The sequence below is a fragment of the Labrenzia sp. C1B70 genome (assembly GCF_000475395.1).
Lineage (GTDB): Bacteria > Pseudomonadota > Alphaproteobacteria > Rhizobiales > Stappiaceae > Roseibium > Roseibium algicola.
In genome coordinates, this window is sequence record NZ_AXCE01000034.1 from 695435 (window position 1) to 710726 (window position 15292).

19 protein-coding genes are annotated in these 15292 nt (G+C 58.9%); all 19 read right to left on the minus strand.

All coding sequences use genetic code 11. The annotated features are described in order from the left end of the window. Positions 1–59 precede the first annotated feature (59 nt). A complete protein-coding gene (locus tag Q666_RS66460; protein ID WP_022998852.1) occupies positions 60–212 on the minus strand; it encodes a hypothetical protein in 153 nt (50 codons plus the stop codon). Continuing rightward, entirely contained in the window at positions 212–577 is a 366-nt protein-coding gene (locus tag Q666_RS57740) for a phage tail assembly protein (protein ID WP_022998853.1), read from the minus strand. The genes Q666_RS66460 and Q666_RS57740 overlap by 1 nt, the downstream gene beginning before the upstream one ends. Positions 578–643: 66 nt before the next feature. Next, positions 644–1156: a phage major tail tube protein gene (locus Q666_RS57745; protein ID WP_022998854.1), complete on the minus strand. Its 513-nt coding sequence runs from the start codon at positions 1154–1156 to the stop codon at positions 644–646. A 52-nt stretch (positions 1157–1208) separates the two neighbouring features. After that, positions 1209–2444, minus strand: a complete 1236-nt coding sequence (locus Q666_RS57750) for a tail sheath protein (protein ID WP_022998855.1) — start codon at positions 2442–2444, stop codon at positions 1209–1211. Between the two features lie 68 nt (positions 2445–2512). After that, positions 2513–3112: a hypothetical protein gene (locus tag Q666_RS57755; protein WP_152533429.1), complete on the minus strand. Its 600-nt coding sequence runs from the start codon at positions 3110–3112 to the stop codon at positions 2513–2515. 65 nt (positions 3113–3177) lie between these two features. Next, positions 3178–3687 carry a hypothetical protein gene (locus Q666_RS65175; RefSeq protein WP_022998857.1) on the minus strand — a complete coding sequence of 170 codons (510 nt, stop codon included), beginning with the start codon at positions 3685–3687 and terminating at the stop codon, positions 3178–3180. Beyond that, positions 3687–4694 (minus strand): hypothetical protein, encoded by a 1008-nt coding sequence (locus tag Q666_RS57760; RefSeq protein ID WP_152533430.1) that lies wholly within the window; start codon positions 4692–4694, stop codon positions 3687–3689. The genes Q666_RS65175 and Q666_RS57760 overlap by 1 nt, the downstream gene beginning before the upstream one ends. A gap of 81 nt (positions 4695–4775) precedes the next feature. Further along, positions 4776–8060, minus strand: coding sequence for a DUF4815 domain-containing protein (locus Q666_RS57765; RefSeq protein ID WP_022998859.1), 3285 nt, complete (start codon positions 8058–8060; stop codon positions 4776–4778). Continuing rightward, the gene (locus Q666_RS57770) at positions 8060–9163 is read right to left on the minus strand and encodes a phage tail protein (protein ID WP_022998860.1); all 1104 of its coding nucleotides are present in this window, start codon (positions 9161–9163) and stop codon (positions 8060–8062) included. The genes Q666_RS57765 and Q666_RS57770 overlap by 1 nt, the downstream gene beginning before the upstream one ends. Next, the gene (locus Q666_RS57775; protein ID WP_286133744.1) at positions 9160–9927 is read right to left on the minus strand and encodes a baseplate J/gp47 family protein; all 768 of its coding nucleotides are present in this window, start codon (positions 9925–9927) and stop codon (positions 9160–9162) included. The genes Q666_RS57770 and Q666_RS57775 overlap by 4 nt, the downstream gene beginning before the upstream one ends. A gap of 93 nt (positions 9928–10020) precedes the next feature. Beyond that, positions 10021–10419, minus strand: a complete 399-nt coding sequence (locus Q666_RS57780; protein WP_031268609.1) for a GPW/gp25 family protein — start codon at positions 10417–10419, stop codon at positions 10021–10023. A gap of 3 nt (positions 10420–10422) precedes the next feature. Further along, complete coding sequence (locus tag Q666_RS57785; protein WP_022998863.1) at positions 10423–10608, minus strand: hypothetical protein; 186 nt, start codon at positions 10606–10608, stop codon at positions 10423–10425. Positions 10609–10617: 9 nt separating this feature from the next. After that, on the minus strand, positions 10618–11169 hold the full coding sequence (locus Q666_RS57790) for a phage baseplate assembly protein V (RefSeq protein WP_022998864.1): 552 nt from the start codon (positions 11167–11169) through the stop codon (positions 10618–10620). Continuing rightward, positions 11166–12047 (minus strand): hypothetical protein, encoded by an 882-nt coding sequence (locus tag Q666_RS57795; protein WP_152533431.1) that lies wholly within the window; start codon positions 12045–12047, stop codon positions 11166–11168. Before Q666_RS57795 ends, Q666_RS57790 begins: the two co-directional genes overlap by 4 nt. Beyond that, complete coding sequence (locus tag Q666_RS57800) at positions 11981–12355, minus strand: hypothetical protein (RefSeq protein ID WP_022998866.1); 375 nt, start codon at positions 12353–12355, stop codon at positions 11981–11983. Before Q666_RS57800 ends, Q666_RS57795 begins: the two co-directional genes overlap by 67 nt. A gap of 18 nt (positions 12356–12373) precedes the next feature. Continuing rightward, a complete protein-coding gene (locus Q666_RS57805) occupies positions 12374–12727 on the minus strand; it encodes a hypothetical protein (RefSeq protein ID WP_152533432.1) in 354 nt (117 codons plus the stop codon). A gap of 101 nt (positions 12728–12828) precedes the next feature. Then, on the minus strand, positions 12829–13842 hold the full coding sequence (locus tag Q666_RS57810) for a major capsid protein (protein ID WP_022998868.1): 1014 nt from the start codon (positions 13840–13842) through the stop codon (positions 12829–12831). Between the two features lie 12 nt (positions 13843–13854). Continuing rightward, a complete protein-coding gene (locus Q666_RS57815) occupies positions 13855–14235 on the minus strand; it encodes a head decoration protein (RefSeq protein ID WP_022998869.1) in 381 nt (126 codons plus the stop codon). A gap of 3 nt (positions 14236–14238) precedes the next feature. Beyond that, entirely contained in the window at positions 14239–15282 is a 1044-nt protein-coding gene (locus Q666_RS57820; protein WP_022998870.1) for a head maturation protease, ClpP-related, read from the minus strand. Between the last annotated feature and the right edge of the window lie 10 nt (positions 15283–15292).

Consider the following 15292-nt stretch of genomic DNA (forward strand, 5'->3'; position numbering starts at 1 on the left):
ATTGTGCGGCCCTCGGTCGGGCTAATGACTGAAAGGAGAATGGAGACCTGAGGGCGGAATTAACTCCCGCCCTGAGGCTTCTTGGATTTGGCTTCCGCCTCGATCTGCAAAACCTCTTCGACGTGGCCGAAGTAACGGAAGAAGGTCGGGACGTCCCAATCCTCGATTTCCGTCAGGGACTGATGCAGGTACCGCGCGATCTGCGCGGTCATCAATCCGAAGCTTTTGCCCGCCTGGCCAGTTCCGCCTGAACCGCCGTCTGCATTCCGTAGCTCGCCGCCTCTTCCGTCAGGAAGCCCATTTTGACGTCCTCCCAGGACTTTCCCATGAGAGGCCCGACCTGCTCTTCAAGGTTGGCATAATCGTCGGCATCGAGATCGAAGATCACTTCAGCCGGCACGCCTGCCATTGAGGCATAGACAGCGCCGGTCTTCTGCAGAATGCTCTTGTAATCATCCGCCGCGACAAGGTCCCGGACCTTGCGTTTGCGCGCGAATGTCAGCTTGTCGAAAGTCTTGCCGCCGTGCTCGACCGGCTCTTCGAGTGTAAGTTCGACGGGAGTGGTTTTCTGAGACATGTCGTATCTTTCAAAAGAAAAGCCGGGACAGAGCCCGGCCGGTTGAGGTTGGATAGAAAGTTGGAGTTACGCGCCAAGCGCACCGCGCACGCCTTCGAACATGTCGACACCGTCCCGGCGCAGCTGCCGCTCCCAGAAATCGATGTAGAACAGTTCCTTGCCGTCGAGGGTCAGTTCAAAGTGCGTCACTTCGGTGAGCGCATGATTACAGCCCTGGAAGTCGACGGGATCACTTTCGTCGGGCTCCCACTGCGTGACAGCGCCTTCAATGATCGCTCGGCCCGGCACATCCAGGCCGGTGCGCTTGTCCTTATAGGCACCTGCAAACACCCAGCGGTCACGCGCCCCCAGTCCTCCGAAGACGTCGGTGTCGAGCCCCTTGCACATGAATTTGGGCTCCAGCGCCTCAATGCGCGGAAGAGTAAAATCAACGGCAATAACACCGCCGCCAGGGTTATGCCCTGCGTTTGCAAACTTGATCGGCGGAATGGTCAGTTTCGCGATCGTGTGAACCCGAGACGTGCCGGGCGTCTCGGCCCGGCGAACGTCAACGGCGGATAGCATGTAAATCGTCTGCATGATCAGATCCTGAGTTCTGGAAATTGGTTAGTCGTTACCGTGTCAGCGCTGATCAGAGATCGTTCGACAGGCGGGCGATGATTTCGTTGACGAGGTTGTCGACGGCCGGGCGGTACCGGCGGATCTCGTGCTGGGCGAGCTTGAAGACCGGGCAAGGCTCGATGCCAATATCCAGCTTCAGGCGGCCGAGGCGGATATTTTCCGGGCTGTTCTGGCTCTTCTTGAACATCTCGTTTTTCGGCGTATAGCCGAGGATGTTGCCCTCGTTGACGTGATCACGCAGTGCAAACGCAATCGAGTTGATCCAGGCCTCGGCAGTGTCGGCATGAATGCGGCGGCCGAGGAACTGGTTCGTGATCTCGATGATCTGCGTCACGATGTAATCGGTACCGCGCACCTGGTGGATCTGCTCCCACAGTTCCCCCGTCTGAGCGTTGTCGGTACCGATGAAGCGATACCCGCCATCGGCAATCGCGCCATCAACACCGGTTTCGCCCTCGGCCACGATGGCGACGTTCGCCGCAAGCAGCTGCTGGCCCTCGGTGGAGCCGTCCAGCGTGGAAAACGGGATCTTCCGGGAAAGACCGGCAAGGCCGTACAGCTCACGGTTTGCAAACGGGTGGAACGGCTTGCCGCCGCCAACCTGGTTGTCGATCCGCGCCATCAGACCGGCAACGCGCGGCATCATCGGACGGGTGACAACCTGCGCACCATCCCAGACCTTTGCCGCCACACCGATCGGCATCAGACGTTCCGAGGTCATCGTCTCGCGTGCATAAATAGCGTTAGCCGCCGAAGTGTCGTCGACGTCGACCGGTGCGACAGCCATAATCTTGCCGAGGTTGGCTTCCAGCGCCGCGATCACCGGGTTGGTGGTTTCGAGATCCGGGCGCCAGGCAGTGCGACCGGCAACGACAATGCGCGGGGTCTTGTTGACCGCAGAGGGGATGCCGGCAATGCCGTTGACAATGGCGGCAATTGCAGCTGCGGTCGCGGCCACATCCACGCCTTCGGCAACACGAACGATCGTCACATCCGCACCGGAGTTCAGATCGGTCAACTGATCGTTGATCCCTTTGACGGCATCGGCCAGCAGCCCGGTACCGAGGGCAGATACTGCCTCGGCATCGCTGGTCGAGATCCGCACCGGTGTATCAGCCGGGTATTCCGCAACCGAAGCGTTTTCGGACGTTTCGATCAGGAGCATCTGGGAGAAGTCGGCACCAAGCGCCGAAACGATCTCATCATCCGGGCGCGTGAAGCTCATTCCAAAGACTGGTTCGGTCATGCTTTCCTCACATTCAGCCCGACAACCGGGCACAAAAAAACCGCCTCGCGGGCGGTGTTGGGTTGGTTTTAAAAGAACCTTCCGGGCTCAAAGATCGGTATCGATAAGCTCTCCGACCCGATTACGGCCATAGTCAATACAAGCGCCCACCAAAGAGCACCCAGAAGCATTTCCGATAAGGTGTTGCCGAAGCTCGTGCGGAAACGAAGCTCATAAGCCCCCACGCCCAAGGCTGCGAAAGGAACGGCAGCAGCAAGAACCCACGGGCTAGACTCGCTCAAAACGCACCAGGCACCGAGCGCCGGAAGCACGAACAAACCAAGGCGAAGGAACAGTGCAAGGTAGTCTGACCCGAAAGAGACAAACGTCATGACTTTGACGAAAACAGAACTGCGCCGCCGGTCATCGATTTGAAAGTCATCATGTCGATGAAGGTCAAACCACAATCCCCAGCCAGGCGCGCCCCAAATCAGGAAACCAAGTCCGACCACAAGACCAAGAACCGGATCCAGTATGGCGGCGGTCAGCGCACTGAAGATCGCCGACACATAATAGAGCGCGCGGCCCGGAAGCCGATCCGTCAGGCTCGACATTCCCCCGCCCCTGATACGGTTGAACACCATGAAGACTGGCAAAGCTGCCAACCAAGGAAGAAAGATCGATTGCATAGGCATCCTTTCAGGCACAAAAAAACCGCCTTGGAGGCGGTGCGGGTTTCGTTTTTGGTGGCCGGTTAGATTGTTCGGTAGTAGTCCCAGAGACTGTCGACCAACTCGGGTGTTAAGCCAAGCGAGGCGCTGATTTGGACGACCAATGGGTGAAGCCGCTCGTATTCGTTGGCCGTGCGCCAATCGATACTTGCCCGCTTTCGTTCTTCTTCATCAGGCATTGCGGCGATAAGAGCTTCGACGTCTGCCTCGTCCATGTTGACGTTTAAAAGTCCGTGACGCAGCTGTCTCGCCGTCACTGTCGGCATGGACGCCCTTACCTCACCAGGCGTCGGCGGGTTCCACTCGGGGATGACGCCACCGCTTGTTTTCCAAGCTTGTGCAACCTGCGCCACCGTTACCGACCAGCCGTGGTTTTCGCCGGCGCGAAGTCCTGTAACCAGAGTTTCTTCTACACCGCTCGGATAGCGGACAATGTACTCTGCAGCCCCGGTAATTTCATGCATGTCCGTCGCTGTATGATCAGTGTCCGGATGCGCTGAAAAGCCAAGAAAGTCGATAATGATCGCGTCCATTAGGCAATCCTTTGATAGATGCTATGCACGCCGGATGTACCCTTGGCGCGCCATGTACCTGACAGCTGCGACCCAAAGTTCCCGCCGCCTGCAGCCGTGAATGAGTGGCTGGTCCCGGACATGTTGTAGACACTGGAAGAGACGTTTCTGTTTACCGTCCCGTTCGTGTAGACCAGCAGGCAGGTCCCAATCGGGTAGTTGGTTTCCGAGCTGCTCGAAGTTTGGTTGACCAGCGCAAGAGGGTGAATTCCACCGTCATTTTCTTCAGCAACAAAGGCGTTGACGCTGTCGTCCCAGCCTAGAAGACGATCCGCGCCACCACTGTTGGCGTCCTTGCAAACGATCCAGGCATCACCGCTGTTATCCGTATTCACATAGACGTAGCCAGTAGCGTAAACGTGACCGACAACCGTGAGACTTCCCGAGATCGTCCCGCCGACGTCAGACCGCAAAAACTGCGAGCTATCCAATCCATCGAACAGGTAGCTGTCAGCGGCCTTGTCACCGACACCCAGCTTGCCCGCAATTTGACCGGTGATGGTGGTTGCAAAATCCGGATCATTGCCGAGCGCGGTCGCCAATTCGTTTAAGGTGTCGAGTGTTCCGGGCGCCGAGCCAACCAGGTCATCAAGTGCCGCCTGAATGTCCGCCTGGTTCGCCTTCGTTGCCTGAAGGCTTGAAAGCGCTTCCTGCACATTGTTTGCGGTAAGACCGGAGATCGGATCGATGCCGAAGAAAGCCGCCTTGGCGACAATCGCTGTCCACTTCCCGGTCAGATACTGCAGCATCATGCCCTGCGTAACGTCGGTTGTATCCGTGTCCTGCAGGGCTGCGAGCGTGTCAGGGAGGCCCGTGACGCTGTTGGTCAACGTGTCCAGCGCATTCTGTAAACCAGTCACGTCACCAATTTCGTGATCGTGTGCGCTTGCCGCTTTGCCGGCCAGTACAGAGTCAATGCCGTTAAAGAGCAAGTCGACCATGTCGACCATCAACGCGATCCGCGCCATGTCATAGTCGAGATCATTATCGACGTGCGGCTTCGGAAGGTTTTTGTGCTGAGTTACAGCGTCTGTCGGCATCGGAACCTCTTAGTAACCGTAGGCGCGCAGGCGCGCGATGGACGGACGGGCGGCTGGCGTTCCGTTCAGGGTGATCTTCACGCGGCCACCGTTGGGAGCGGAGAAGCCGGCAAGGGCAAGTTTCGGCTCTGTCCAGCCGCCACCAATCGCACGAGCGCTCTCCTGGACAAGAGGCTGCCAATCGTCGTCGCCGGCATCGACAAAGGCCGAAACCGTCGCCCCTGCTGGCTGCCAACGATCGAAGATCTCGCGAAAACCGATTGCCCCGTCGATGGTGAAATGTCGGGAGACATAATCGGCCTGCTCCTGAAGCTGACCACCGACGATCGTGGTTCCTGGCCAAAGAACTGGCGACAGGTATTCCGTCCCGCTCAGAACAGCCCGCAGGATCAGCGTCTCGGAGACATACTCGTCGAACTCGATAGCCTGCCCCGGTGCGAGCGGGATGACATCGCCGTTCGCTCTCTCCAGCTCATAGCGGAAACGGGTTTTGTCGGACTGCAATTCGGCCGTGCCACGCACAACCAGGTCGGTGATTGCCGCAACCTCCCCTTCGAACAGTTGCACCGTCTTCTCAGTCGGGTTGAACCGGGCCGCAACGATATCGATTTTCAGATCGCTTTTCGGGTGCGCAACCCATGTGGTCCGGTTGGAGCCGGAGAACAGATCGCCGTTGGTATAGGGCTGCGATGCCACGAGTTGCTGCGTTTCCGGAACCACTTCACCAAGTGTTGCAATCTTGACCGCGTGGTCCGGATCGTCCGTCATGATGACGATGCAGTATTTTTCCGAAGCACTCAGATAATGCGGAATGCTCCAGCGAGGCTGAACCGTATCTCCCGGCTGAACGCCTGCCATCGGGATGAAAGCATCGGCAAGGATCTCGTTGGTCGGATATCCATTGAGCGTCGTGGCGAGCTGACACAGAAGGCCGTTCGACGCGCTGCCAACCGCCGCGATCTCCACGTCAAAGCCGAGCATGAAACAATCGTTCGGTGGGACAAAGGTCCATGCCAGTGGATCGCCGTTCATCCCGCCTTCCCGCCCATTGCCACCATTTGAACCAGAGTTACGGTTCGACACGTTGGTAACATTGGTGACGCGCGTGATCTGGTTGATAACGTTGATCACCGGCGGCGGAGCGGAATGCGTGACAAGATGCACCTGCCGCATGACCTCCACCGTGATCTGACCGCTGCCTACAAAAGAGGCCTGGGCAAAGCCGCCTGCGGCCCCTTCCGCCCGGATCGCATGCGTCCCGGTCGGGACACGCGTCGGGATCTGGAATGTGCCGGCAATCTCGCCGTTGGCATCCGCAACAAGAGGCCCGGCCGGCGTTACGTCCCGTCCGCCGAACAGAAGCTTTTCAAGCTGCTCATTCGGCGCGAAGCCTTCAATGCTGAAATCGATATCGATCTGCCGAAGGAACTCAGCCTCACGGGTCGATTGACTGACTTCCTCGTTGATCGTCGACCTGCCCGGAGATTGCCCTGGCGCTGCGGTGAACTCACGCGTAACGGCGGACGTCCACTGCGTTTCGGTCGCCGTCCACAAATCGTTATTCGGGTTGAGCGCCAGCAAACCCGGCATCGGGTTGAAGTTGGCATAGGGGTTGACCTTCATCGACCCGGTTGCAAGCGGCTGCGAGATAATCACCTGTTCGGTGTAATCCAGCATCTCCAGCCCGCCGACCGTTTGCAGGAACGTCTGATAGACCGGTAACTGCAAGACGCCCTGGTTGGCGGCGGCCGACTGAACAACGCCCGCGTCGCGGTAAAAGTCAGACCGGAAATCATCCGTGAAAATACCATCGGCAGAGACAGCCGCCGCATCCGGTACCGACTGCTCCAGAATGGTCCGGTTAAGCTGATCGGCCAGCTTAACAACCAGCGAGAAGTGCGCCCGGACTTCCTCATAGGTCGCAACGCGGGTGCCGTTGTTGACGATCTCCGGAGCACCGTCCCAGGTGTTGTGGATCTCGGCAAGCTTCAGATGCCCTTCAGGCGCCTTTGGCGGCAAGGCGCCCTTGCGGGCCGATACGCCTTCGACGACAAATGGCGTGCCGTTGATATCAAAAACCAGAATATCCTTGCGCGGGATCTTGGAATTATAGGTCAGCAACACCGTTTCCCCGGTAACGCCTCCGGACAAGGTCACAGTGGTGGCGTCAAACGCATCGGGCGCAACCTGGTCGAAATAGAGATAAGTCACGACATAGGTGCTGCCGCTCGCCGGCTCGTCTCCGGCCGGTGCCCAGGAGATCTCGTCACCCTGCAGCGTGTAGGTTGCCGGATCGAAGGTAGTGCCGCCCTGCGTCACGCTTTCGATCCGGACGATTGATCCTTCCTGCAAGGTGTCGAGGCCATTCGGCACCGCCCCACGGGTGACGTTTTCCAAAACGCGCTTGGTCACAACGGCCGAGACCAGGTTGGCGATCGGCGGGCGGCCGACTGTCAGGACAGCGGTACCGCTGCCGGCATCGGCGAAGCTGAGCGTTTCAGCGGAGACCAGTTCAAGGTCCGGATTTTCCGGCAGAAACAGCGTAAAGGCGGTTTCACGGGTGCGCCGCCAGCCCTGAATGTTGGCTGCGCCGGCAGCGATTGAGAGGATCTGATTGCCCTCGCCATCGTTACCGAGCGCGGTTACCTCACAGCCAGAGACGATATAGGACCCGCGAGCGCGATCGTAGATGGCATTCGTCGCCAAAGGTCCGTCAAAGGCGGCCGGCGCTGTCTGGTCGACTACCGTGCCGTCACGAACCTGATAGACCTGAATGAACTGGCCTTCGCCGCCATCATTCAGCAAAGCCCAGGCGAGAGTCCTGTTAGCGCGATGGGCACCGGGTTCGCCCTCCGCTTCGCTACCAGGCTGCAAGCCAACAAGCGACGCATCTTCTTCATGACCGACATATGTGACCACTTGGCGCACGCCAACGATCACGTCGCCGGCAATGACAACATTGTCGAACTGAGCCGCTGGGACGGCCAAAACGTGGCCATCGATATAGATCCGGCCGGGCTGCAAAATGATGCTGGCGGTGGTCGGTACGACATTCGGATCTTCCGGATCGATGTCGAGGGCAACCTTGATTTCCGCACCGCTTTCCCGGTTACCGTTTCCGGCGACCATGTTGCCGATCGCCTGAATGCGGCGGCCAGTCAGGCCCTGAATTTCATTGAGTTCCGCACCCTGGACATACCGATCCTCGACAAAGACCAATTCCGTGCGCTTATCCGGGGCGCTAGGCGTTCTGTCGAAAGCTCCGGGAATGCCGGACTCGTGTTCGTATGCCATCAGAACCTCAAGAAAAATTGGACGTGCTCCCGCACTGTCTCTCCAAAGAGAATGGAGACGGGTTGCGCAGCGATTTCCGTGCCGCCGGTCAGGCCGGCGGGCTCCAGCCACAGTTGGCCGGGTTTTGTTTGATCGGTGACATCGGCGTCGATCACGACCGAAACGGATGCGGCTTCAGAGCCGTAACCATCCCCGAACCCCGTCCTTGCGAAGACATGCACACCGAGCGGGTTTTCGGTGCCGGGCTCCAGAAAGTCGGGGCCGAAGGCGTAACCACTCAGGCCCTGGTCAACAGCCCGGCAAACCGCTTTGCGGTAACCGATGGTTTGGGCCTGGGCATCCGCGAACCGGAGCCAGCACGGCAGCCCCTCCAGAGACGTCGCCAGCGAGACCCGCCGGGCCTGTTCCGCATCGTTCGACCACTTGAACGTCGCAGACACCCACCGAAAGTTCATGTCAGCCCAAAGAGAGCTATCAATCTCGGGTATCCAGATGCCTATGGAGGTCAGTTCCGCTTCAGTCAGAACGTGGCTGAACTGGTAGTTTCGCCCGAAGGACCATTTCGGCCCCTTGCCGTCGATCCGTACACCGCTGTCATTGGACAGGATCGAGCCGCTCAATCGCGTCCGGCACCCCTCGGCGGCTGGCACGTCATGCCCGTGAACGCCGCGCCGGAACGTCGAGCGCTCCGGGATACTCAGGTCAACGATGCCGGCGATCTTGAAAAGATCTTCGCGATCATCTCGAACCCGATCCAGATTAATCTGGAACTCAGCCCACGCAAGCCGCCGCGCCGGCGGGTCCTTGAGAGTGCCCGAATAGCCGACAATCGCGAGGCCCCGGTTGACCGCTTCATGCGTGCCCCTCACCTCGCACCACGGACGCCGAAGAGCAAGGATGGCGGCATAGGTTTCAACGAATGGCTGGAGAACCCCCATGCCAAACTCTTGAACCAGATAGGGACGCAGATCCGGGGGCTGCACGATGTGCTTCCACCCGGAAATATAGCTCAGGGCGGGATCAATCTTCGGTGCCTGATCCCCTGCCCGATCGAGCGCGACTTCAATCGGTGTCGCATTGGACGGAAGAAGTGTCTCGGTCATCGGCCCCGCCCGGCAAACTGAACGGTCACTTCACCAATCTTGACGGCTTCCTCCGGGCTTGCGACCACATCAGCCACCGGTGCGTTGACCACGACATTTGAAACGCCGGCCACCATCGCAGCCTTGCTCACCCAAGCCTGATACAGGTCGAGCCCCAACAGGTTCTCCTGATCGCGCGCCAGGCGAATGAGATCTGGAAGCTCTGCGAGAACGTCTTCCGAAGCATCCGGTGTCAGGGTGACGGAAAGATCGATCGCCACCACTTTCTGAACAGCGGAAATCACGTTGTAGCGGTCAGACACCAGACGAACCTCAGGAGCTTCAAGAGCTGCCCGAACTGTCGCAAGAAGGGACGCAGAAGCCGCGCCGCCAACGTCGGTCGACAGCACCGCAATGTTGACGGTCGGGTCTCTTCCAACGGTCCATGTCGCGATGTCGCGAACTTTGGGGCTCGATGCCATGGCAATGGCCTTGAACCGCTCATGGGTGCCGCCAGGAGACCTTCCAATGGTTGCCAGCTGAACGCGCTCACGCAAACGATCATCCGTTTCACCTGCGAGCCTGGCAACACCGTAGTGCGACGCCAGATGCTCAAGATCGGTGCCGGACGAATATGCAAGGATCTGGTTCCGAGCGACATGGTTCGCACGGGTGCGCAAGCGGATCTCGCGATAAGAGAAGGCTTCCAGAACGATCTTGACCGGATCGGTTTCGAGCGCACCAACATCATAGTCGATACCTGCGGCAGCAAACAAATCCCTCACCTCATCAGTGAATCCTTGCAATATGGTCTCGTAATCCAGCTCCTCAATCACTTGAGGATCTGGAAGGCTGGAAAGATCGATCACGGTTTACCCTCAGATGACCGAGGCCGAGGCGGAGCCGCCTGCAAAACGCACGGAAAAGGAAAGATTGCGCTCGATAGTGAAGTCACCAAGATGACCGCGAGGCCGATAGTCCGCCTCAATGACGATACCGACTGTGCCGCGACGCACTGCGTCAGCCGAACCGCTGAAAGAAACCCGGCGCACATGCAGACGGGGCTCCCAGAGATCGATGGCTGTTCCGATCACTTGCTGAACGATCGCCATCAGTGACGGCTTGACCGCCCGGCCGAGCAGTTCCGCCACCCCGCCACCGAACTGCCGGCGCATCACGCGCGATCCGATACCCGTTGACAGGATCACTTCCACGCTCTGAAGCGTGTGCGTGAGATTGTCGAGCGGGAGCATCGTCACGCGGTCAAAACCGGACATGGCTTATTCTTCGCCTTCCACGGACTCGGCACTGCCTGCCGTAGCTATCGGCTTGGTCGTCAGGAGCCGCCCGAGCGAAACGTCATGCATCGCCTCTCCCTCGGTCAGACGCAGTTTGCGGCTTGCGGGAATGCGAGCGGCGCTGATCGCGCTGACACCGTCAGCGACGTAATAAGTCTTCTTCGACATGGATTTCTCCTAATGCGGTCCTTCGGTGTCCGCTCCGCCGGGGATGACCCCGGAGTGGACATGATCGTCGCCGATGTTGGTGCCGTTATGTTTGACGTGCCCGGCTGCAAAATCGACCTTGCCTTTGACCAGCAAGTTTCCTTCGATTTCGACGTCTGCGATGAATTTCACCAAGCCACAATCGACGGTCAAAGTTCCGTCTTTCAATGTGACCGTAGCCCCCAATCCCTTTAGGACATTTGCCATCAAATCGGAGCTCGGCGCAGGATTGCTGTCGGTAAACCCACCTCGAAGCAACACCCCCTGCCGAATGTCGCCGTTCGGGCTGAGTACGCCGACAACTTGCCCCTTCGATAGAGGTATCCAGGATGACGTTTGGCCGCCGCTTTCCGGGTGTGGCAACCAGGGTGACAGGAATGGACCGTCATCTCCATCGCCAAGCTTGATCCGGTAACCCTTGGCAGAGTTGATTTCTTCAATAGGTCCGATCCGGATCATCTGCCCGAACCGGGTTTTCAGCATCTCGATATCGATGCGCTGCCCTGTCAGAAACTCAATCATGCTCCAACCTCGACCGGCTGCCTGCCCGTGACATCAATCGTCACATTGGTGATTTCGCTGTCCTCATCCGCATTCGGGACGTATTCGAAGCCAAGCGAACCGAGCTCGGCCAAGGTCAGCCCGATCCGCTCGCGCGCCTCTTCAAGATCCTCAGGGGACGCCGGGATCTGATCGAGGATCAGCGCTCCAAGCTTCTGATCATCGACATCGCCAGAGGCCAGAATTGCAAGGAACTTCGCAAACGGAGCACCGGCGGGGATGTCGTCAAGGAACTGCGGATCTTGCAGGGCGTCGACCGTAAACGTCAGCTTCTGCGCTGCCACCCGCTCGCCCGTCCGATCGCTACCTGCGCGCTCACAGGTGACTTTGACGACGCGGCGGATCAAGCCGCGCAACACTTCCGCAGCTTCGTTCTGCCCATCTGACAGACCAGACCGAATTTGCCGCCCCAGAATGTCCAGGTAGAAATCATGCAATCGGCTGGCGTGAGGGATGGTCGGGAAAATGACCTTCATCTTACTTCCCGGACGATCCGGATCATCAACCTCTTCTTGCATGGCGTCGGTGACACCGTATTCGAGGCAGAGGTTCACAAGACCGTTCTCGTGGAACGCGCGCTGCTCGTCAGGCTTGGCTTCCGCATCATCAGTGTAGACCGCGATGAAGCGGCCCTTTTTGGGTTTGATGTGCAAGCCCTTTTCATCCTCGCCGAGAATGCCGATCTCGCTGTCGAGCACGTTGTCACCGGCGACGGTGCGGTCCTTGAGGGCCTTCACCGCCAACATTCTCAATGCAATCCGCACAAGGCTCATCAGCTGTCCCCAAGATTGATAATCAGACGGCCATGGCCGTTCGGATCGACGGAAGAAACGCGCCAACGCGGTTCGCCTGGTCGCTCCAATGCAATGACTTCGTCACCCTGCCGAACATCGAGGTCTGGATAGACCGCTGGATCCGGCTTCAAAACCGCACCGCCTGTCCGAACATTGCCGCTGAACTGGCCCGACCGGTCACCAGACAGAGACTGGTTCTCGCGATCCTCTTCAACCAATGGGGCAACGATCTCGCGTGCCGGCCGCTCCGGATCTTCCCGGCCATCCTTCCAGGCAACGATCCTGACGCGTTCTGCAAACATGCCGTCCACACTTGAGTGAAGACGGCGCTTGTATTGATCGAACTGCGACATGTTTCATGCGCCTCGTTGTCAGAATTTGGCGTCAGCAAGGGCGCTTTCTGCACCATCCAAGGCCGCCTGAGCAGTCGCTTTGGCCTCGTCACTTTCCGCTTTCTCAATAGCTTCCTTCGCCGCCGCGACGGCCTTTTCGAGCCCGGCGAGTTCGGCCTTCTTCTTGTCTGTCCCCTCCGAGCTTTGGACCTGCTTGGTGGTCGAAGTTGCTTTTTCTGCGAACCGGTCGCTGACAAGGTGCTCGCCGTAGGCAATCGGAACAGTGACCACCTCACCGGGCTCGCAAACCCGGTCCTTCGCAGAATTGAGAACGTCCTTCGGGATGATGCCGCCGAGGGGGAACTGGATTTTCATGGTCGTTTTGGAAGCCATTTCACGTCTCCTTTTGATGTCGAAAGGCTGAATGCCTTCGGAGATCAAAAGAAACCCCGGGGCAATGCTCCGGGGTTTTTCGCAGGTCAGATCCGGGCGGCTTAGACCGTCAGGCGCCGGAGCGCTCCAGGCCGGGTGCAAAGCGAGATCACGTTTGTCTGGACCTCGATTTCTGCCTTCTTGCCGTTCTGCGGCACCCAGACTTTTGCGTAGCGCGGCAGGCCCGGTGTGTTCACCGTCTCAATGTAATCGGCCGGCGCGAAACGGCTGATGAAAAGCCCGGAAACACCCATCGGCGTTACACGGCCCTCGTTCTCCGCGATGTAGCCAACGCCACCGTTATCGGCTTTGGCCCTGCTGCCGTTCCGATAACGTTCAAAGGTGAATTTGCCGATCTGGTACCTGTCCGGAATGGCCTGGCGAAGCTGGTCAGCGCCGACAGTATTCAGAAACGTTTCGCGGATACGCTTGTGGTTCCAGACCTTCAGGTGGAACTCGCGGCCGGTCCAGACATGGAAACCGGTATAGTAATCGTCGAGAGAGTCTTCGATGGACCAGGCAACGTCCGTTTCAAGGATCTCGTCGACCTTGGCGGCTTCGTTGTCCAGATCCAGACTGACGGCAGCCGGTACGGCAATCCCGAACCGCGAGTAGAGATTTTCGAGGACCACGCCGGATTTGGTGACCACGATGCCCTTGATCGCGCCGGCGCGCTGATGTTCCAGCGTCATGTCGAGATCGCGCAGATGACGATCGGTCTTCGACCGGACCCGGTCCATGACTTGCTCGACTTCGGTTTCGGAACCGAATGCACGGACGCCCTGAACTTCATCTGCCTTGACCGCGTCATCGCGCTCATAGTGAGGAACCGAAAACGGGACCAGACCGCGACTGCCGTCGCCAGTCGTCTCACCCGGACCACCGCGCTCGGTCGGCTCCACAAGGCTCAGCTGCCCCTTCTGGTTCTCAACAGAGATAATGGTCGTATTGACGCTGTTCTCTTCGAACATACCAGAGGAAGAGATCTGTCCAGGACGGTAAGGCTGTTCGTTGACGGTTGCCGTGAGGTTCTGAACGCTGAATGCATCGTCATTGAAAATATCGAGTGTCGGCATGCAGGGTCCTCCTTAGCGTGCCTTGATGCCGACAGCGCGCAGCTGGTCGAGCTTGGTTGCAGTTTTGGCGTCATCGTCAACGGAGGCATGGAAAAGAAGCATCGGCTTCTTGACCTCTGTGTCGGCGGTGTAGGCGACGACTTTCTGGTCCGCGTCGGTTGCGTCGACACGATATCCAAGGATCGCCGTTGCAACCTCTGCCCCTTCCTTGCCAGCGACCTGGGCGTTCGGCGAGAAAACATATTTCTCCGAAGCGGTGACTTTGCCGAGGACGGAACCGGGCTCAAGAACACCTTCCCCGGAAGCGATAGTCACGGCGTCGACGGACCGCTTGCCCGATGCTTCGGACAGCACAAAGGCCAGATTGCGCGGCCCCATGGTCTTGTTCTCCATGGCTTATGCACCTTTCATCTGCTGAGCGCGGGAGGCAAAGATGCCTGCGCGGTTGAGTTTCGCCTGTGCAGGCTTCGGGCCATCGGAGGGTAGAGCCTGGCCGGAGGCACGAAGTCGCTCGGCTTCATAGGCGGCCGGGTTCGCCTCTTCTTCTGCTTCACTCGTCGGCTGTGCGGCGACGCCTGCAGCGAGAATTGCGACCGCGTCTTCGGCGGTCATGTCGGTGCTAAACGCAAGGTGCTGCGCCTGAGCCTCGCGACCTTTTGCTTCATCAGAGCCAAGAATGGCCTTGATGCGCGTCTGGGCAGCGGCGGTCGCATCGGCAGTCACCTTTGCGACATCGACGGATTTGCCGCCCGCCTCGGTTGTTTCAGCCATGCTAGTCTCCTCTTGGCTGGTTGGTGCGGCGGACGCCGCAATTCGGTTGATCTCGCGTTCGAAGGTCCACCCCTTCTCGACGGAAAGGGCGACAAGACGCGCCGGTGCGTTGGCATAAACGCGATAATCGAAGGCGGTTGCCTGCTTGGCCTTGGCCTCTTCGGCTTCGTCGGCAAACCCGGCCTCGACCGCCTCTTCGGCGGTGAACCAGGTTTCGTCCTTCATGATCTGACGAACCTCTGCCAGATCCTTTCCGCTGCGAGCGCTGTAGAGCGACGACATCTGCTCGGCGAGCTTGTTGAGCGCTGCGGAGGTTTTGTCGTGGTCGCTGGCGGTTCCGTAGGTCGACCCGGACGGATCGTGGATCATCAGCTCGGAACCTGCACGCATGACGATGCTGTCGCCAGCGAGCGCAATGACCGAGGCGGCCGAGGCGGCGATCGCGTCGATCTTGACGGTCACGGTGCCGTTGTGCGCCTTCAAGGCGTTGTAGATCGCGATGCCTTCGAAGGCGTATCCGCCACCGGAGTTCAGCAATACGGTCAGGTCGTTGTCGGTGCCGTGCTCCGCAAGCGCCTGCAGCACCTCGCTCGACGTGAAACCTTCACGCCAAAGACTTTCCCCAACGAACCCGTAAAGAACGAGTTCGCCGTTCACATAAACCGCCATCGGTCTTTCC